Genomic DNA, 18,647 nt, shown 5'->3' on the forward strand with positions numbered 1-18,647 from the left:
GCGGATTCAGCACACAACCACACCCTTATACCCGGTTAGTAATCAGACCTTAATGTCGGCCAGGAGCTGGGCGCAGGCGATGGTATCCGCTGGATACTGGCCGGTATCCTCTATGCTCCACCAGGCGGAGAGAACGCATTGGGCGAGGCCCCAGCTGCGAATGCGGGCGCGGCCAATACCTAGCTCTTCGCTGAGGATGGCTACGCGGCGCTCCTGGATGCGCCCAGGATTGGGCCTGTGTAAGAGATCGGGAAGCGGGTTGCGCAGGAGCGCGCCCGTCTCGTAGGCAGGTTCGCCGATCAGGCCCTTGGGGTCAATCGCCAGCCATGGTTCGCGCTCGGCCTGGAGGATGTTATCGTGGTGCAGGTCGCCGTGCAGCAGCATGGGCGTTACCATCGAGGCGGTTAGCTCGGCATAGAGGCGCTCGGCCTCGTCGAGCAGGCGCGATGGAAAGGGGCCATATCCCCCGCCATACTGCTGGCGCAGGCGTTGGAAGCCGCGTCCCCAGTCCGCCACGCTGGGAAAGTCGTGCTGCTCAGGGGCGGGCCGCCAGAGCTGGCGCATGACACCAGCTGCATAGCGCGTGGCCTGCTCATCATCTGTCAGGGTGTTCAAGGTTTTGCCAGGCGTGAGAGATTCGAGCAACATGACCTCGCCTTCGGGAAAGGTGTCAAGCAGGCGTACCATGCCGTGCCCCTCGTAATGCGCGATAGTCGCGGCCTCCATGCGAAACTCGCCTGTGGGCGAGCAAGCCTTGAGTACGACTGGCGTGTTATCTGTCCTGCGGCGAGCGCGCGTGACATAGTGAAAGGAGAGATTGCTAAAGGGTTCCTCAACGACAAGACCCCATAGCTCTGCGCATGTGGCAAGGATACGTGGAAGTCGCTCTAACCATGCCTGCCCCTCTTCCTCATGAAGCTCGAACATAAAACGCTGAAACGCGGGTGGAATTGTAATCATCTAACTTGTTTCTCCTGATGAAAAGTTGAGAGTGTGGTAACGAGCTGGCAGAGCCAGCCCGTTACCACACTCTTTACCCCGAACACACTTCAGGAGTGTTTTCCCGGGTAAGAAGGAGATATAGTGCCGGGTCGCCATAGGCGACCCGGCACTATATCTCCTTCCTTTAACGCACAAGGCGCGCCCTGGTCTCAGGTTGTTTATAGTCTTGTGGCGGCTGAGCATGGACGAACTCGCGCTCCCAGCAGTGCTCGCTCCGGTTGTAAATATGAGTGAGAGGAAGGAAGCGCGCGATTTGAGCGTCCCGCAGGTGTGGCGCAAGAAAAGGATGCCTGTGAGCGCTCAGGAGCGCGTCCTGAATGCACTGCTTCAAGTGCCTGGGAACATGTCTCCCTATGACCACAATGGGTGTTGTCGACAGACTATAGGAGCCAAGGCTGCGGATCTTCGCAGTCATGTCGGGACTATTATGAATGACGAGATTGAGCAGAAATGAATCAATGGAGGTCGCATCCGCCTCGCGATTGATTACCATGCGCAAGGCCTGCGCTTGAGATGGGGCCTCTTTGACCTGGCGTGCGCTGATCTCAGGCAGATCCAATTTCTCAAGTTCATCTTCTGAGAGTGTGACAAGCTGGTTATGGCAGGTCCATATGCAGCGATAGAGATCATCAACCTGCTGATAGGGACTGTCCTGGCGGACAACAATGTCAAAAAAGGGAAAGTTAAGCTCCTGTGCATCTAGCGCTAGCGGGGCTGCGATAGCCTCTACTGAACGAGGAGACTGGCGAAGTAAGCCTAAATAGTAGGGTGCGCTGATAATACCTATATCCGCTGGTGAGGTAGCGAAGTCCTCGATATCTCCACCCTGGACGAGCAAAGTGGGTACTTTTACGCAACGCTCGATATACTCGGCGAGATAATGGTAGGTATTATCGCAAGAGGAAGTAAGGATGGCTTCAAAGATAAGGGTAGAGCTTGGCATGTCTCTGTATTCCCCCTACTGGTAAGTGCCCGTTAAGAGGTAAGCGTATACCAGGGTTTTCTTTGTCCCACAAAGCCAATATTGTCGGTGACTTTAAGGTCAACCTCTTCGAGTATAGGTTGTGGTAAGAGTGACTGTCAAGGTACGTTTGCCCATTACAACGTAAGTGCCTTTTCCAGAATCCGAATTGCTAAAAGTCGTTTATAGCGATAAAATCGCGCGAATAAAAGAAGAAGAGCATAGTAAACGCTGAGTTTTTTCTGCGTCTTAAAGTTATCTACACGATGCTGCTGAAGCACGCGCCTAAATATAATGGTACGAAGCACGGCGTACCATTATATTTAGGCGCGTGCTTCAGCAGCGCAGCCCCCGTAGCGTCGGCCCTCGTATGACATCTATGTCCTGACCTAATGTAGCTCGCCTGTTTCTTGTGAGAGCCAGTCTATACTCCAGTGCTCGATGGCTGTGATGACTTCCTCTAAAGCATAGCCTTTCTCTGTGAGGCAATATTCAATGCGTACAGGGATATCGGCGAAGACCCGGCGCTCAATAATGCGTTCCTGTTCGAGTCCTTTGAGGCGCTCTGAAAGTACACGTGAGCTGAGACCCTCGATCTGTTCTTCAATCTGCGTAAAATGCTTGGATCCCGACAAGAGCACTTTCAGGATCAAAGGTACCCAGCGCTTTCCAATCAGTTTGGCGGCCTGCTGATACTGCCGCGAGCATACGTTGTGACAGGCAGACATAATTTATCGCTCCTCTATTTCCAGCGTCTTAAGTTACTTGCAATTATAAACTAACATAAAAATAGTTGCTTGACAATAGAAAGCCAGTGTGTTACTATTCACCTCGGAATAAAAAATACTAACTTATTGTTAGTATTGACGAAAAGAAAAGTCCGGGGCTGTTATAATTACCCTTATTTCAACTCCCATTTTGTTGGAAACAAATTTTTAAAGAGGGTCACATACATGGAAATCTCACTTGCACTTCTCATCATTCGTATCGTTGTTGGCTTGCTCTTGATTGGGCATAGTTCGCAGAAATTGTTTGGCTGGTTCGGTGGTCATGGTTTCGCCGGAACCGTAGGTTTTCTGAAGTCATTGGGCTTCAAGCCTGCCGCGTTCTGGACACTGCTTGGCTCACTGAGCGAGTTCGGTGGTGGAGTGCTCTTCGTGCTGGGCCTCCTGACGCCCCTGGGCGGAGTTGCCATCTTCGCCAGCATGCTCATGGCGGTGATTAAAATACACTGGAAGGCTGGTCTCTGGTCGCAGAATGGCGGCTATGAGTATCCCCTGGTGCTGGCCTTGGTCGCCCTGGTTGTTGGTAGTGTTGGTGGTGGTAGCTACTCCATCGATGCCCTGATTGGCTTCTCGCTGCCCGCGCTCTACTACTGGATCCTGGTTGTCCTGGCGGTAGTCGTCGACCTCATTGGTGTCGCCACCAGCCGTCAGCCTGCCGCACAGACGCAGGCCGCCTAAGAAAAATTCCTGACAGCCGCAAGATCCCGTCACTTACGGTTGTGTGCCTCCAAACGCATCGGTTCCTCGCCAGAGAAATACACCCTGGCGAGGAACTTTTTTGTGTTACTCTTTTTCAATGGGGCGCGCCTGGCTTAGGGCGCGATTAAATGTCGCGGCCAGCGCCACGACGAATTGTGGCACGAAGGTAATCCAGATGGTCGTGATTGGTCCCAGGTATTGCAGCAAGACTCCGGTCATGGCAATACCAAGGGGCTGACCGCCAAAGGCGACCAGGCGAAAAACACTGTTGACACGTCCCTGGAGCCGGTCGGGTACTCTAGCCACGCGATAGCTATATTGCGCCACCATATAGATAGGCACAATAGCGTATCCCACGCAGTTCATCGCGGCCAGAATCAATGGGTTGGGCGCGATGATGTAGATCAGCCAGAAGCCAGCCCAGATCCATGCCGACCAGATGATCAGGCGCTTAAAGCCCAGCCACTTCTGTAAGGGAGCGGCCAGCAGCGCGCCGAGGACGCTTCCCAGACCGCCAGCGGCGAAGACATACCCCGTTTCTACCGTGTTGGCATGTAAGCTTTGTGCAAACACAACCATCAGGAGCGAATAGCCAGCGCAGGGAACCATTAGACCCGCTGTAAGAATGCCCAGGAAGCGGACCAGCGGCTCATGCCAGAGCCAGCTTAGTCCCTCTTTAATGTCCTGCACAATATTTTGCGTAGGCACATCGATGGCCTCTTCATGAAAGTTGATGCGGATACATAGCAGCGAGATGGCTGAGATAACGAACGAGGCTGTGTCGAGTACGAAGGGCAGCATCGGGCGGAGACTGTAGAGCAGGCCACCGATGAGCGGCCCTACCATGATCCCCAGTGAGTTGATGACCTCGTTCTGCCCGCTGGCGCTGGCGAGCTGCTCGCGCGGCACGACCCGGCGCAAGGCCGCGCTCTCGGCCATCTGATAGAAGACAAAGAGCGCGCCCTGAAGCGTCGCCGCTATGTAGAGATGAATGAGCGTCAGGTGTCCAAGCCACCAGGCCAGGGGAATGCTTCCCGTGACAATGGCGTTGCCCCATTCACAGATGATCATCAGGCGCTTGCGGTTCCAGCGGTCCGCGAGTGCGCCAGCCAGCAGACTTAGCAGGTTCATGACCAGGCTGCGAATTCCAATGAGCAAACCCGCCTGTGCCGCTGATCCCGTAACCGCTAGTGCCAGGAGCGGAATGGCGAAGTTAGAGGTATAGGTGCCAAGTGAAGAGATGCCCTGCCCGCCCGCGAGCAAAAGATAATGCACATTGCGCCAGAGCGGCCTGGGGCGTGCCCTAGCCTCGTCAAAATGTTGTGTTGTTTGCATACAAACGGTACTCCATTTACTACTTCTCCGAAACCCTGAGCGCGCGTGTCCCCGAATGGGGGAAGCGCTAGTCACGAGAGTGACGTTGGATTTCGGAATAAGAGTTCCTGTAAAGAAGGTGAAAAACTGAGAGAGGGGACACCGTTTGTCGCGTGGGATATCTCTGCCTATTGGAGTAGAAGAGGGTTCATGAGACGAGCGGTGTCCATAGTGCGACACCGCCAGAGAAGCGTGAGGAAAACAAAGAGGTAGACAATAGATGGAAATGCATGCCAGACGCTGCTAAAGCACGCGTCTACATATGATGGCACGCCTATGTTTCCGCCGCATAAGCCTGGCGTTATCGCGCTTATACGGCCATGTCTTCCATGAAGATGATGATTTCCGCTGCGTTATTCATGATAGGAAAATACCATACTCTTCTGTATACGTCAAGCGCCTGTCGCTCTTTCTATTCCGGCTCGCAAGCTCACCGGATGAGTATAAAGGGTGAGCGTGGGACACGGGCGTAAAGCCCGTGTCCCACGCTCACCCTTTATACTCCTGAGCGCCGCAGGCGCGAAAGGCTCAGCCTGAAGCAAAATTTTTGCGAAGCCTTAATCCTCAAGAAACTCTTGAATGACCTGTTTACTGGGATGGATCGAGACCATTTGAAGTGGTGCTACACCGGAGTTTACAAATTTATGCGGTGTATTGGCGGGCGCGATAGTAATCTCGCCTGCATGAAGTTCAAGTGTTTTATCGCCAATGGTGAAGGTTGCCTGTCCCTCCTGTAAGATAAAAACTTCCTGGTACGGATGCACGTGCAGGCCAGGGCCACGTCCTGGAGGGGTTAATACCCAGAAGAATGAAGTTGGCACATCACCGTAATCGCCCCCTTGAAAGCGGAAGGCGGTCTCGTTGATGCGGAACTCTTCCCTTGAGATGATATCGCTCATACTTAGCTACCTTTCATACTATCTGTAGTCAATATTGTTTCTTCTTGTTAGCAGTAAGTATAGCATAATAATGGCTCCTCTTAAAGATCCAATTACATATAAAATAGGGAGACCATTTTGCCTTCCATTCTGACTCACAAGCTTCCCAGGGTTAGGAGGGTTGGGCTGGGCCGCAGGCGTGAAGGGACAACTGCTGATTGACGCCATATATATGCATGTGTTACTCTGTAATTCTCCACAGAAGAGTTGAGAAAGATTGCTATATTATGATTGGCATAGTGACCCGACAGACTGAGAATGAGGCATTTCGGCGACTGTGTGAAGTATGCACCGTCGCCCAGGGCCGTACTATGCCATTTTTTAGAATGAACGCATAAGCGTTTCGCTTGTAGCGGCAGGCCGTGGGTGCTTAGAAGAGCAGACCCACGGCCTTTTTGTTGTCTATTTTGCCTGCTTAATCTAGTGGGCGCAATCAATAAGGAGCATGAATTTATGGTGGAACTTTCTATTGAAAATAATCCATGGTCTGAGGCTGGTTGGAAGGATCAGGCAAGCGAGTGGATTACTAAAGAGCTTACACACAGAGGAAATGTCCTGATAGGGCCAATCGAGGAGGTTCAAAATACAATCTGGTCTTATGTATCAAAGGTTCCAACCAGCACAGGGTATTACTACTTTAAGGCCGTTACAGCTTCTCTCAGTCATGAGGTTCCGCTCACGGCGCTTCTGGCCGAGATCGCGCCCACGTTTGTGCCCGAGGTGATTGTCGCGGATACCCAGCGCAACTGGCTGCTGCTCAGAGATGGCGGGCAAACGTTGAAGAGCGTTACGAGGGCTGATGGAGACATGACGCGTTGGGAGGAGATGGTTCGCCATCTTGCGTGTCTGCAAATCCAGATGATTGCTCAGAAAGAGCGACTGCTGGCAACAGGCATCTTTGATCGACGCCTACACGTGCTACCACAGCTCTACACTGAGGCGCTGGAGAATACGCTCCTGCTGTTGATTGGCGAAGGAGGCCTGCGCGAGGGCGAACTGGAGCAGCTTCACGCGTTCGCGCCCCAGGTGCATGAGATGTGCGAGGCGCTGGCGGCCTACCACATTCCTGAAACACTGCATCACGATGACCTGGGTGCGGGCAATGTCCTGGTCAATGGCGAACGCTGCCTTTTCTTCGATTGGTCTGATAGCGCGGTCGCGCACCCTTTCTTCACGCTAATGATTGTCTTGCGCTACGCGGAGGCGGTCTTTGAGTGCGGCGAGGAAACGCTTGAGCGCATCACAGTCGCCTACCTCTCTTGCTGGACAAAGTATGAGCCTATGGAGCGTTTGCGGGAGGCGCTCGCGCTGGCCCTGCGGTTGGCTAAGCTCTGCCGCGCTCTCTCCTGGCAACATATTCTCGGACATCTCACGCCCCAGCAGCGAGGAGAGTATGCTGACTCCTTCCCCTACTGGCTCCAGGTCTTCCTGGGCACTGAAGAGTAAGGAAACCTGCAAGCAGTAGCCGCGTACGCAAGTAGCGGGCGCCGCTACTTGCGTACGCGGCTACTGGGGCTGTGCCCTTGAGAACGCGGCTACTGCTGAATTGTATGGTATACGATATCGCTATTTCCAATAGATTGCATCAATGTAAACGGTTGCATTCGTGCCGGTAAACTCAAGGCCAATGCGCGTGGCCGTACCCTGAAAGCCAGAGGGGAGAATATAGCTCAAGCGATGCCATGCGCCAGTCGTCAAGTACGATAGGTAGACGCCAGGATAATAGCCTTTAAAGTTACGATCAAGCATGTATATTTTTCCCTGGACATTCTTTCCGGATGTTACATATACATAGGCATAAACTGTCTGGTACGCGTGTGGAGCGCTGGCGCTAATAGCCGCCGAGAGATGGGGGTAGGTCGATTTAGCCTTATTATTAAAGGTGATAAGCAGGGAATGAGCCCCATCTTTAGCCATCTTCGTGCTATTTTCTAGCGTCAAGCCTGGACTCACTTGTGGTTCCCAGCCGTCGATTTGCCCATCCTCGAAGGAATATGCATAGTGTATGATTGGTGTCGGAGTAATGGTTACCGCGGGCGTAACACCTTTTGTCGGTTTGGGAATTGGTTGGTTTGCGTAATTGAATGTGTTCTGCGCTCTCTGGAGAAATAAGGCCGTGCCTATGCTTCCAAGCAGGAGGCCAGCTACCAGGCTCACAATAAGGAAAGCATACAAGGCCTTTTTACCCACCCGCTTATCTTCAGGCGCATGCATGGGTAATGCTGGCATCTGAATTAAGATATCCGTTGTTGCCGCTGAATTGCCAGAAGAGACTAGTGTTTTGTGCTCAAACTGCGCGCCAGATGTCTCAACATCACCCTTTAATACGTTGCGTATGATCGAACCTGGAAGAGGCAGGTGCTCTGGTATTGTTGGCGATGTAGGGTTAACAGTCTCGCTTCCATTGACGTCCATTTCCATTTCTCGAGGCAATGAGGAGAGCTTTGGCATTTTTTCAGTGGGTGCATCCTCGTTCACTCTAAATCTCCTTTTACGCACGCGTAATTTATGGAGGAAAGAAAAATAATAAGTGCAATTTAAGCTACAACTGTCTAATAATTTAATTATAAGTTCTAGCCGCGTGTATGGCCCAATAATAGCATGAATGGTCAGTAACATGCTAGTTGCGCTACTTACGTACCTACGAGTCCAGGCTCACTCACGTAGGTACATAAGTAGCGCTATTAAAACCCGTTGATTTGACCTGTAAAGGTTACCTAATTCAGTCGTGTATATGGAGTAAATCGTTCACTTACTGGGGAGGAGACCCATGCAACTTCTATTGGCGACGCTCAAAAAGAGGAACTATCTTTTACTCACACTTGTATTGACGCTGGCTTTCGCCTCGCTCTATACCTTTCTCGACCTGCGCCAGGGCGGGACACGCAACAATATGCTTAACACTCACACCGTCACGCCACAGTACCTGGGGACGCACTTTGGCGCGCTCTACATTTATAGCGCGCTGGGCCTGAGCCTGGTAAGCGCCTTCCTCACTTCTCTTCTCATCGCTTTTAGCATCGACCACTACCGTATGCGTAGCGGCCTCTTCTCGACCACGGCCTGCTCAACGGCGGCCACGGTCTTTCTTGGTATCGCGACCTTTGGTTGCCCCAGTTGTATTCTTCCTATAGCCGGAACGCTGGGCCTGATCTTTACCGCGCAGACGTTGCCCTTCCTGGGTATCGAGTTCCAGGTTCTCGCCGTGCTAATCCTGCTGGCGACCTTCGCCTGGCTCTTCTATCTCATACGCAAACGCGGCATCCAGGTCTCGGCACCTGTGCAGCAATGAAAGGGGAGCCGTTTCATCAGCAACGCGCAGCCAGCGATTACTCTTGATCCCAGTGGTGATGAGAAAATCCCGCTCGTGGGCAGCTTACCACATTCAGGCAAAGCATTGGGACTGGCATTGGACACCTCCGCGGTCTCAAGGATGTTTATTCACCTTTTTGATACTACAGAATTCCCTACGTTGACAGAAGATAGCCGTTAACAGCGTATGTATAATGAGAAGCAAACCATGAAAGAAAGGTTTAGGAAGCAAGTACGTATGACACAGATACCATTCCCCTGTTTGCCATCTCTCCCCGAGATAGCATTTCGTCATCTCCATGGTCCAGAAGATGCCCCCGCCTACGTCAGGCTCGTCGAAGCATGCCGCGAGATAGATGCAATTGATCCCTTCTCCACACTGGAAACGATCCCGACCCTTGAGGAGATGCGCGCCTCTTTTGCGGGTTACGATCCACAGAACGTGCTCTTTGCTCTGCATGATGATGAAATGATCGCCTCCATCCGTCTTTCCTGGTGGACAGAAGCAGATGGCACCTGGCTTTACCTGCATCTGGGTCGGGTTGTTCCGCAATGGCGCGGGCGCGGGCTTGGCACAGCGATGCTGCGCTGGGCAGAGGAGCGTATCCGTACACTTGCCAACGAGCATCCCACTCATGGCAAAGGTGCTTTTGGAGCGAACGCTTCGAGTACGGAGAAAACCGCCACAGAACTCTTGTTGAACGAGGGGTATAGGTGTGTTTACATCAATGCCTTGATGGATTTCACTGACTTCCGTAAGCTCACCGAGCCGCGTTTGCCCGCGAAGATTGAACGGCGCTCCGTGAGGCCAGATCAACTTCGCTTGATCTGGGAGGCGATCGCCCACTTTTGGGCTGGAACCTCTTGGGGAACGCCGGTTCCTTCTGAGGAAGAGTACCAGGAATTTCTCCACCAACCTGATCTCGATCATACTCTCTGGCAGGTAGCCTGGGATCAAGATCAGCCTGTTGGCATGGTCCTTGGGCGTATCTCCAAGGGCTGGGGCTATATTGACGAGGTCAGTGTAGAGAGGACGTATCGACGCCAGGGTATTGCCCAGGCTCTCATCCTGTACGCGCTCGCGGCTCTGCGCGAACGTGGTGTGCAACGGGTTCGCCTGCACACAGACGCCAACAATCGCCATGGCGCAAGGTCGCTGTACGAAAAGATCGGTTTCTCTGTGACCAAAGAATTTCCGCGCTATCGCAAATCGCTGTAGTTGGCTGTTACTTGAGCGTAACCCTGACTTTACACTTTTCCTCATCTCGTCCCTCTTTCTCCCTATCTTAGCCACACAAAAACGGTAATGCCCCAGTAGCCGCGTACGCCAGTAGCGGGTGCCCGCTACTGGCGTACGCGGCTACTATTCCCCGTTCCAGAGGGCGCGCATTTCGGCGCAGTTTTCGAGGAGGTCTTCGAGTTTGCCCTGGGCTTCGATGTGCCCATCTTTGAGCACGATGACCTGGTCGGCGTGCTGGAGAGCGTAGCGCCGGTGCGAGACGAGCAGGCAGGTGCAGTCGCCTCGCGTGAAGAGGCGCTGCCAGAGCTGCTGCTCGGTCTCGACGTCGAGGGCGCTGGAGAGGTCGTCGAAGATCAGCAGGTCGGGCTGGCGAACAAACATACGCGCAGCCGCTGCGCGCTGCATCTGTCCTCCCGAGAGTTTGGTGCCCTTGGGACCGACGATGGTGTCCAGGCCCTGTTCAAGTGCGGTGATATCCGCCTCCATGACGGCGGCGTGTATCGCTGCCTCCAGATGTACAGGTTCTTCGGGATAGCCCATGAGAATGTTCTGCCTGAGTGTCTCGCTGGCGAGGCGCGGCACCTGGGGTGTATAGGCGCTTTGTGGTGGCACAAAGACATATTCAGGACGCGATACAGGCTTGCTATTCCAGCGGATCTCGCCTGCCTGTCGGGGAAGCAGTCCCATGATCGTACGTAGCAGCGTGCTCTTCCCCGAGCCAATACGGCCCGTAATCACGGTCGTGGTGCCGCGCCGGAGCTGAAGATTAATACCCGCTACTCCATTGCTGGACCTGGGATAGAGGTAGGTTAGCCCGTTGACCTCAAGGTGCTCCAGCTTTGGCATCTCTCGTTCGGGCAGGCGGATTTCGGGATAAGCTCCACGCAGGTAAACAGGCTGGTGTGCGACCACGGTCTCACTCGGAGTCCCGGCCGGCAGGGCCTCTTGTAGGCGTTGCAGGGAGACGCCCGCCTGCTTGTAAAGTGTCAGGTTTTGGATCAGCGTCGCGACAATGCTGGTGACCCAGAATTGATAGGAGACGAAGAGCGCCAGCCCGCCCACGGTAAAGGTGCCATGCTGGATGGCCTGAGCCGACATGAGGAGCAGCAGGCCGGTGCCCAGGTTCGCGGTATTACTGGCGACGTTGTTTAGCACCACGCTGGTAAAGAAGAGGCTGCGCAGCGTGGTTCGCCGCCGTGTGTTATTGAGTTCGCGCAGGTGAGCCAGCACACGCGGCTGGGCGTTGGCGAGCTGGATGGCCTGGGGTGAGCTAAACATCTCGCCCATAAAGGAGCTGACCGCGCCTGCGGCCTTGCGGCTCTCGCGATGATACTCCTGAATGCGCCGGCTGAGCCTGGTCATGAGCAGGCTTGAACCGATAAGCGGGATAAAGACCACGAGTGTGGTTACTGGCTGCATTATCAGCATAATCACAAGCGCGCCCAGGGCCTGGAGCAGCGAGCCGATATTCATGAAGGTATAAGCGATAGTGTTGGTCAGCGATTCGGTATCCGCGTCGAAGCGGCTTACCATCTCGCCAGGCGAGGCGGGCAGCTCCTGCGCTCCAACGCGAGAGATCAATTGACCAAAGATGTTGCGGCGGACCAGGGCATTGCCGTGCTCGCCACAGATGGCGTCCATGCCCGTACTGCTGAGCATCGAGACGACGCGTGCGATGGCGGCCCCCACCAGGAGCGCGCCCAGCGTCCAGAGGTCCCAGCCGATGGGGCGATTGGCTGTGATGATATTGAACATGTTGTAGACAAGCACGCCGGGCAGGAGCAGGATCAGACTGCGGAAGAGCTGAAAGAAGAGATCAATAGCATATAGTCCCGGCGTGAAGCGGATGAGCCGCCAGAGAGCTTGATAGGTCTTCATGCGAGTACCTCCACCAGGCCAGTTTGTAGCAGGTGCGCGAAGTGGGATGTGGGATCGGCCGCGAGCTGCTGGCGTGCGCCATACTCCTGTACCTGGCCCTCGTCAAGAATCAGAATATCGTCGACGTGGCGCACGGTTTCGAGGTGGTGCGCGATGATAATTCCCGTGCGACCCTCCAGTAAGTGCTGAATGGCTCCCTCAATCAACTTCTCTGTTACGGGATCGAGGCGTGAAGAGGCTTCGTCGAGGATAACGAGCGCGGGATCTTGCAGGAAGACGCGCGCGAAGGCCAGAAGCTGTGCCTCGCCCGATGAGAGCGTCTTGCCGCCTGCCGCGAGCATGGTGTCGAGTCCCTCTGGCAGAGAATCATACCACGGAGCGAGCCTGAGATGGTCCAGCACCTCAAGAATGCGCTCATCTGAGATGCTCGCATCGAAAAAGGTCAGGTTATCGCGGATACTGGCCTGAAAGAGCTGTACATCCTGCGTGACGACGCCAATGCGTGAGCGCAGCTCGGCAAGCTTGTATTGCTTCACATCGATATTGCCCAGCAGGATCGAACCCTCGCGGGCGTCATAGGCCCGGTAGAGCAGGCGTGTAAGGGTTGTCTTACCACTTCCCGTGCGCCCCAGCAGCCCAAGTGTGCGCCCTGGTGTCAGTTCCAGCGAGATATCTCGTAGTACACCCTGCTCAGGGGTATAGCCAAAGCCGACCTGTGCGAACTTGACCGCCAGCGCGCCCTCTGGCAGGTCCGCGCCGGGGCCATCAAGGATGGCGTTGGGCGTGTGATGCAGCTCGGTAATACGCTGAAGACTGGCCGTAGCGACCTGCATCTTATTGATCTGGAAGGTGATGATGCTCAGGCTTCCTGAGAGCAGGGAGGTATAGGCATAGGTAGCATAGATCGTTCCCAGGCTCATCTGCCCATTGCGCAGCAGGTATGCTCCCAGAGTCAGCACCGCCGCCATCGTCAGGGCCACGCTGATCTCGACGGCACTAGAGAAGAAGCGTCCCGTGACGCTGCTCAAGAGCGTGAAGCGTAGTCGCTGGCGCGAGAGCTGATTTAGCTGGGCGAGCACATAGGATTGCGCGCCGTTGCCGCTGATATCCTCGACACTCACCATGCGCTCCTCAAAGAAGCTAGACAGTTCCGCGCTGGCCTGGCGCGAGGCGCGAAAGAAGGGGACCGCGATGCCCTGAAGTGAGCGGATGGCGGTCAGCATCAAAGCCGTAAAAGCGAGTAGCAGGAGTCCAACGCGCCAATCCGTCCAGAACGTCACCGCCAGGATGCCTATTAGCAGCAGACCCTGGCCAAGCATATAGAAGATGAACTGCGAGAAGAAATCGGACAGCTGAGCCACGTCCCCATCCACGCGCTCCAGCAGCTCGCCCGGCGTATGCTCTTTGTGGAAAGACATATCCAGATTGAGGCAGTGTAATGCCAGGTCGAAGCGCAGCTCATTCGTGGCTTGCCAGCCAATGACCTCGCTCAAGTAGCTAGCGAGCGTCGTCAAAACCTGGTGGACACAGACCAGGCCGATGAAGAGGAGAGCGATCCATAGCAGGCTATCCAGGCCTTCATGAATCGAATCAATGAAGTGCTCTAGCAATTGGGGATTATACAGATCAAGCCCGATACTACCGAAGAGGAGCAGCATTAACAGGCACACCTTAAGCCATTGAGGGCGGAGATACATACGCAAGAGGGATAGATAGTGGCTAAACGAAAGCTTCATCCATAACCCTTTCATTTTTAAACATATCGAGGGTATACATTTATTATTGATATATCTGTTACGGATATAATAAGCGCGAGGGCAGAGCTTGTCAAGCGGTGAAGAGTATTGTAAATGAGCAAGAGGGCTAAGCAGCCGTGCATGCACGGCTGCTTAGCCCTCTTGCTCATTTACAAAAATTAGTCTAGATTGAGTTCTTTGAGGAATTTCCGGAAGTCGCCGTTGATGTCGGGGTGTTGCAGGGCCAGCTCGACAACGGTTTTCATATATTCAAGTTTGTCGCCAGTATCGTAGTATCTTCCGTTCTCGATCTCGCAGGCGTAGACGGGATAGCCGGTTTTGATTAACTCGGAGATGGCCTCCGGTAGGTAGATTTCGCCACCTGTGCCGGGTTGCTGCTGGCGGAGAATATTAAAGATTTCTGGTGGTAAGATATAGGCTCCATGTGCTGCCAGGTTGGAGGGCGCTTTATCGGGATGAGGTTTTTCAACGATGTTTTTGATTTTGTAGACGTTGCCCTCAACTGGCTCTACATCCGCGATACCATAGCGTTTAAGATCGCCTTTGTTCTGGATTCTGACCGCTGAAATAACGGCTCCGCCAAATTTCTCGTAGACTTTGATCATTTGGGAGAGTCTGGGTGGATTACTATAAATAAACTCATCTCCCCACATGACGGCAAACATTTCGTTCTCGATTACGGGTTCAGCTGAGAGCACAGGTGTACCGTTCCCATATAAGCCTTTTTGGCGAATATAGACGAAGTTTGCTAACTCGGATATAGCGTGGATTTTCTCAAGGAGATCGGTTTTCCCGCCTGCTTCAAGGTTTTTAAGAAGTTCCGCGTTAGGAACATCGAAGTGATCCTCAATGGCACGCTTGAGCGCGCCGGTCACGATCACAATGTCTTCAATGCCAGCAGCGACGGCTTCTTCAACCACATACTGGATGACGGGCTTATCGACGATGGGAAGCATTTCCTTGGGCATGGCCTTCGTTTGTGGCAAAAAGCGTGTCCCAAACCCTGCCGCAGGAATCACCGCTTTACGAATTTTCTGCATTACTATTTCCTTTTTAATAAGATTGCCTTCTAGAACTTAACCTTGAGGCAATATCTATTCTGCTGTGTGTTCTCCCAATAAGGGTCGCCAGAGTTATCCTACCTTAGAGAACGCGCTTTTGGCAAGAAAGGTTTCCAGGTTTGAGTACACCTCAAAGCCGCCACGATGCACGACCGCAGCCATGCGTGGAAAGAGCCAGGTGTGTGGTTGTGACGGCACTTTGAGGATCTCTTTAGCCTAACATTTCTGGTACTGAAGCACTCCCTGGTTTGAGCGATCTTTCCAGAGGAAGCGTCACAGAAAAGGTGGAGCCTTTTCCGACTTCGCTCTCTACCGTTATGTCCCCCCCGTGATGCCTGACGATTTCCGCGACAATGTATAGGCCCATTCCCAGACCGGGAATGGCCTTCTGGTTCGCCCCAGAGACGCGATAGAAGCGCTCAAAGATTTTGTCGCGCAGTTCCTGGGGAATACCTTGGCCATGATCGCGTATCCTGATAGTAGCTGTCTCAGGGGAGGTGCTCAGGTCAATCTCAACCGTCTTTGCATCGGGAGAATATTTGATGGCATTGCTGATCAGGTTGATGAAGACCTGTTCGAGCCGACCTTTATCTCCTTCCAGGGAGCAAAGAATTGCGCCACGTACGACAATGGTATGAGTAGTGGAGATTTGCTGCATGGTATCTGCCACCTCGTGAAGCAACATATCAAGATCGACCGCCTCTTGTAGGTACTCCAATCTACCTGCCTGGATCTTAGATACATCCAATAACTCGCCGATGAGGCGTTCTAGTTGCTGGATTGGCCCATCGACCCTGGAAAGTGCTGTGGCAGCCTCGCGAGGAGACTGCCGTTCCAGGCGTTTTCTCGCCAGTTGAGCCTGCATCTTTAACGCGGTGAGCGGTGTCTTGAGCTCATGGCTCGCCATACTGATAAAGGCATCCTTGCGCTGTTCGAGTTCCTTGCGGGCCGAGTTATCCAACACAAAGGCGATTGCCTGATTTGGGCGATGCTGTAAGACGACAGCACCCACAAGCACCGGAAGGCGGCTGCCATCTTTACACACATATTCTTTCTCGTAGGGCGTTATATACTGCTGGATGGTAAGTTGCTGATGGACCTGTTGCGTAAGCGCCCGATACTCTGGAGGGGTCATCTGCACCCAGTTCAGGTGCCCGGCACGTAGGTCTTCACGAGTATAGCCAGTCATGCGCAGAAAGGTGTCGTTTGCCTCCACAATTTGTTCACCTTCGATGATATTGATCCCGATAATGCTGGAGTTCATCAGGACGCTTGCTTGCTCCTGACTCTGGCGTAAGGCTTCCTCGATGCGCTTCTGGTCATCAATATCAGTGCCAGTGCCAAACCACTTGACAACCTGACCAACTTCATTGCGGACTGGGAGCGCACGGGCTAAATACCAGCGATATTCTCCCGTCCGTCCATCCCTGATACGATATTCGTTCTCGTAGATGTTACCGTTTTTGAGCACCTGGTGTCGGAGCATCAGTGTCCGCTCAATATCCTCTGGATGTATGAACTGACGCCAGAGATCATCTCCTTCGAGGTGAAGATTAGCCTGCGTCACGTCACGATAACGCTGATTGGTGTAGTCAAGACGACCATTGGGCCACATGGTCCAGACCAGTTGCGGCACCGTTTCGGCCAGCACGCGAAAGTTCTCTCGGCTTTCTTTGAATTGCTGCTCGGTTCGTTTCTGCTCATCGATGTTAGTGCAGGTGCCAACCCAGTGCAGGATCATGCCCTCTGCATTTCGCTGCGGCATGCCTCGTACTAGAAACCAGTGATACGCTCCGCTGGTGCCGTCTTGCAAGCGATATTCTACTTCATAGGGCGTGCCGGTCTGGATGGCTGTCTGCCAGGCCTGCCTTACACGTTGGTGGTCATCAGGATGTACCCTCACCATCCAACCATCACCTTCGACTTGTTCGAGGGTCATTGCTAGATAATCGATTAAGCGCTGATTGTTGTAGGTAATATATCCATCGGGACCTGCAATCCAGACGAACTGGGGGATGGCATCAACCAGCGTGCGAAACTCGTCTTCGCGCTCGCGTTGGGCTGGTGCTTTTATTTCGTGAAACTGCAACGTGAGTCCCCCAACGGTCGGAGAGAGATACACATGCAGCCAGGTCCGGGTCACGGGAGAACAATACTCCACTTCAGTCAATGCTTGGATTTGTTTGGCTTGAAGCATTGCATGATAGAGTACGCTGCTCACGAGTTGTGGCGCTCCACGCCAGAAGGGAGTTCCACGCAATTCCTCTAGCGTGGCTCCAGTGATAGCCTGCGCGCTCGCATTTGCATACACAATGGTCTCAGTGTCATCGATGAAAAAAAAGGCACCTGGAAGCGCTCTAAGCATGGTGATAAGTGTTTCATGAGACGGAAGCACGTCTCGATCGTTTTGCCAAGAATTTGGCATATAGCAATACTCTCCCTTTCCCATGGCCCCATCCCTGGCGAGGAAGATTTCCCTAACACTGACATCAAGAAGTCAACTACGACTCTCAGCGTAAAAATCGCAGATCTGTTCGCCATTCCTTGCTTGTTTTAGGGAATGCGAGTTTCGTCATCTATGCCGAGGTCAGTAAGAATGGTGGAATATATACGTGGAATATATATAAGAAACAAGCACGATATACTTATGTATTCCCATTGAAATCTTTTCTACGTCTGCATGTCAAGCTCAAGTGTTCTTGGCGTCCATTGGCTCATTCACATCTGCCTTTTCTATTGATAAATAAGCTTCTGTACCTATAAAATGTTCTCTCTTGCGACAAGTGTCAATGTGCGTTATAACAAAGGTGCATTCTGATTGAGAGGCAATGTCCTGGTAGCCAGGCAGAGGTATGCGTGTATGAGAAGTCTCTGTTGTATTTTGCTGAGTCTTATTGTATTGACGAGTTGCGGGACATCCTTGCAACAGAATCGCCCCAGCGAGAGCACTCCAGCTAGCTCGCAGGTTCGCCTCCTCATCTTCTCGCGCACGACGGGCTTCCGCCATGCTTCCATTCCCGATGGCATTGCCAGTATCAAGCAAATGGCAGCGGCGCAGCAGGTGGTTGTCGATGCGACAGAGGATGCCTCGACGTTTACACCTGCCAATCTGAAGCGCTATCGAGCCATCATCTTTTTAAGCACGAGCGGAAACGTCCTCGATGCTGCGCAGAAAGCGGCTTTTGAGGGCTATATACGAGCGGGGGCGGGTATGTTGGTATCCATTCGGCCAGTGATACTGAATATAATTGGCCCTGGTATGGACAACTGGTTGGTGCGTATTTCAAAAATCATCCCTCGCGCCTTCAACAGGCACGCCTCACCGTTGAAGAGAGACATCATTCCTCGACTGCGAAGCTCCCCCGATCCTGGACATGTGTCGATGAATGGTATAACTTCAGATCGAATCCTCGCAGTCATGTGCATGTATTGCTTACCATTGACGAGACTTCTTATCAAGGTGGCGAGATGAACGGTGATCATCCCATTTCCTGGTATCACACCTTTGATGGGGGACGTGCCTGGTACACTGCCATGGGTCACACATCCGCGAGTTTCGCTGAGCCTCTGTTCCGTGCCCACCTCTGGGGTGGAATCCTCTATGCAGCCGAGCTCCCCTCCTGACTGTCTCTTCTGCATG

15 protein-coding genes and 1 pseudogene are annotated in these 18,647 nt (G+C 53.3%); 5 read left to right on the forward strand and 11 right to left on the reverse strand.

Annotated features, from left to right (window positions below; genetic code table 11):
• Nucleotides 1-42 precede the first annotated feature (42 nt).
• From KTE_RS32080 to KTE_RS32090, 3 genes are all read right to left on the reverse strand, one after another.
• Complete coding sequence (locus tag KTE_RS32080; RefSeq protein WP_201388776.1) at nt 43-960, reverse strand: aminoglycoside phosphotransferase family protein; 918 nt, start codon at nt 958-960, stop codon at nt 43-45.
• Between the two features lie 166 nt (nt 961-1,126).
• The gene (locus tag KTE_RS32085; RefSeq protein ID WP_201388778.1) at nt 1,127-1,945 is read right to left on the reverse strand and encodes a PhnD/SsuA/transferrin family substrate-binding protein; all 819 of its coding nucleotides are present in this window, start codon (nt 1,943-1,945) and stop codon (nt 1,127-1,129) included.
• 407 nt (nt 1,946-2,352) lie between these two features.
• Nucleotides 2,353-2,691, reverse strand: a complete 339-nt coding sequence (locus tag KTE_RS32090) for a helix-turn-helix domain-containing protein (protein WP_201388780.1) — start codon at nt 2,689-2,691, stop codon at nt 2,353-2,355.
• 225 nt (nt 2,692-2,916) lie between these two features.
• On the opposite strand from KTE_RS32090, the gene KTE_RS32095 reads away from it, so the two are divergent.
• On the forward strand, nt 2,917-3,426 hold the full coding sequence (locus tag KTE_RS32095) for a DoxX family protein (protein WP_201388782.1): 510 nt from the start codon (nt 2,917-2,919) through the stop codon (nt 3,424-3,426).
• 105 nt (nt 3,427-3,531) lie between these two features.
• Here the strand turns inward: KTE_RS32095 and KTE_RS32100 are convergent, their stop codons facing one another.
• Both KTE_RS32100 and KTE_RS32105 read right to left on the reverse strand, forming a co-directional pair.
• The gene (locus tag KTE_RS32100; protein ID WP_201388784.1) at nt 3,532-4,782 is read right to left on the reverse strand and encodes an MFS transporter; all 1,251 of its coding nucleotides are present in this window, start codon (nt 4,780-4,782) and stop codon (nt 3,532-3,534) included.
• 596 nt (nt 4,783-5,378) lie between these two features.
• Entirely contained in the window at nt 5,379-5,720 is a 342-nt protein-coding gene (locus tag KTE_RS32105; RefSeq protein WP_201378798.1) for a cupin domain-containing protein, read from the reverse strand.
• 492 nt (nt 5,721-6,212) lie between these two features.
• Between KTE_RS32105 and KTE_RS32110 the strand changes: the two genes are divergently transcribed.
• The gene (locus KTE_RS32110; protein WP_201388787.1) at nt 6,213-7,205 is read left to right on the forward strand and encodes a phosphotransferase; all 993 of its coding nucleotides are present in this window, start codon (nt 6,213-6,215) and stop codon (nt 7,203-7,205) included.
• A gap of 120 nt (nt 7,206-7,325) precedes the next feature.
• Here the strand turns inward: KTE_RS32110 and KTE_RS32115 are convergent, their stop codons facing one another.
• Nucleotides 7,326-8,237, reverse strand: a complete 912-nt coding sequence (locus KTE_RS32115; protein ID WP_201388789.1) for a hypothetical protein — start codon at nt 8,235-8,237, stop codon at nt 7,326-7,328.
• A gap of 292 nt (nt 8,238-8,529) precedes the next feature.
• Here KTE_RS32115 and KTE_RS32120 point away from each other — a divergent pair, with 292 nt between their 5' ends.
• Together KTE_RS32120 and KTE_RS32125 are read left to right on the forward strand one after the other, a co-directional pair.
• Nucleotides 8,530-9,051 (forward strand): hypothetical protein, encoded by a 522-nt coding sequence (locus KTE_RS32120; RefSeq protein ID WP_201388791.1) that lies wholly within the window; start codon nt 8,530-8,532, stop codon nt 9,049-9,051.
• Between the two features lie 258 nt (nt 9,052-9,309).
• Nucleotides 9,310-10,290: a GNAT family N-acetyltransferase gene (locus tag KTE_RS32125; RefSeq protein WP_201388793.1), complete on the forward strand. Its 981-nt coding sequence runs from the start codon at nt 9,310-9,312 to the stop codon at nt 10,288-10,290.
• Nucleotides 10,291-10,434: 144 nt separating this feature from the next.
• Here the strand turns inward: KTE_RS32125 and KTE_RS32130 are convergent, their stop codons facing one another.
• From KTE_RS32130 to KTE_RS32145, 5 genes are all read right to left on the reverse strand, one after another.
• Nucleotides 10,435-12,189: an ABC transporter ATP-binding protein gene (locus tag KTE_RS32130; RefSeq protein ID WP_201388795.1), complete on the reverse strand. Its 1,755-nt coding sequence runs from the start codon at nt 12,187-12,189 to the stop codon at nt 10,435-10,437.
• On the reverse strand, nt 12,186-13,925 hold the full coding sequence (locus KTE_RS32135; protein WP_201388797.1) for an ABC transporter ATP-binding protein: 1,740 nt from the start codon (nt 13,923-13,925) through the stop codon (nt 12,186-12,188). Before KTE_RS32135 ends, KTE_RS32130 begins: the two co-directional genes overlap by 4 nt.
• 179 nt (nt 13,926-14,104) lie before the next feature.
• Nucleotides 14,105-14,986, reverse strand: a complete 882-nt coding sequence (locus KTE_RS32140; RefSeq protein ID WP_201388799.1) for a UTP--glucose-1-phosphate uridylyltransferase — start codon at nt 14,984-14,986, stop codon at nt 14,105-14,107.
• Nucleotides 14,987-15,079: 93 nt separating this feature from the next.
• On the reverse strand, nt 15,080-15,205 hold the full coding sequence (locus KTE_RS49050) for a hypothetical protein (protein WP_255553015.1): 126 nt from the start codon (nt 15,203-15,205) through the stop codon (nt 15,080-15,082).
• 13 nt (nt 15,206-15,218) lie between these two features.
• Nucleotides 15,219-17,432: a PAS domain-containing sensor histidine kinase gene (locus KTE_RS32145; protein WP_201388801.1), complete on the reverse strand. Its 2,214-nt coding sequence runs from the start codon at nt 17,430-17,432 to the stop codon at nt 15,219-15,221.
• A gap of 435 nt (nt 17,433-17,867) precedes the next feature.
• Between KTE_RS32145 and KTE_RS32150 the strand changes: the two are divergent.
• Nucleotides 17,868-18,631 (forward strand): annotated as a pseudogene (locus tag KTE_RS32150) (ThuA domain-containing protein).
• Nucleotides 18,632-18,647: the final 16 nt, after the last annotated feature.

Origin of the sequence: Ktedonobacter sp. SOSP1-85, assembly GCF_016587415.1 — a bacterium.
GTDB lineage: Bacteria > Chloroflexota > Ktedonobacteria > Ktedonobacterales > Ktedonobacteraceae > Ktedonobacter.

Excerpts from the sequence above, each read along its gene's own strand:
- KTE_RS32080 (WP_201388776.1), bottom strand. The coding sequence starts at position 960 with ATGATTACAATTCCACCCGCGTTTCAGCGTTTTATGTTCGAGCTTCAT.
- KTE_RS32085 (WP_201388778.1), bottom strand. The coding sequence starts at position 1,945 with ATGCCAAGCTCTACCCTTATCTTTGAAGCCATCCTTACTTCCTCTTGC.
- KTE_RS32090 (WP_201388780.1), bottom strand. The coding sequence starts at position 2,691 with ATGTCTGCCTGTCACAACGTATGCTCGCGGCAGTATCAGCAGGCCGCC.
- KTE_RS32095 (WP_201388782.1), top strand. The coding sequence starts at position 2,917 with ATGGAAATCTCACTTGCACTTCTCATCATTCGTATCGTTGTTGGCTTG.
- KTE_RS32100 (WP_201388784.1), bottom strand. The coding sequence starts at position 4,782 with ATGCAAACAACACAACATTTTGACGAGGCTAGGGCACGCCCCAGGCCG.
- KTE_RS32105 (WP_201378798.1), bottom strand. The coding sequence starts at position 5,720 with ATGAGCGATATCATCTCAAGGGAAGAGTTCCGCATCAACGAGACCGCC.
- KTE_RS32110 (WP_201388787.1), top strand. The coding sequence starts at position 6,213 with ATGGTGGAACTTTCTATTGAAAATAATCCATGGTCTGAGGCTGGTTGG.
- KTE_RS32120 (WP_201388791.1), top strand. The coding sequence starts at position 8,530 with ATGCAACTTCTATTGGCGACGCTCAAAAAGAGGAACTATCTTTTACTC.
- KTE_RS32125 (WP_201388793.1), top strand. The coding sequence starts at position 9,310 with ATGACACAGATACCATTCCCCTGTTTGCCATCTCTCCCCGAGATAGCA.
- KTE_RS32130 (WP_201388795.1), bottom strand. The coding sequence starts at position 12,189 with ATGAAGACCTATCAAGCTCTCTGGCGGCTCATCCGCTTCACGCCGGGA.
- KTE_RS32135 (WP_201388797.1), bottom strand. The coding sequence starts at position 13,925 with ATGAAGCTTTCGTTTAGCCACTATCTATCCCTCTTGCGTATGTATCTC.
- KTE_RS32140 (WP_201388799.1), bottom strand. The coding sequence starts at position 14,986 with ATGCAGAAAATTCGTAAAGCGGTGATTCCTGCGGCAGGGTTTGGGACA.
- KTE_RS32145 (WP_201388801.1), bottom strand. The coding sequence starts at position 17,432 with ATGCCAAATTCTTGGCAAAACGATCGAGACGTGCTTCCGTCTCATGAA.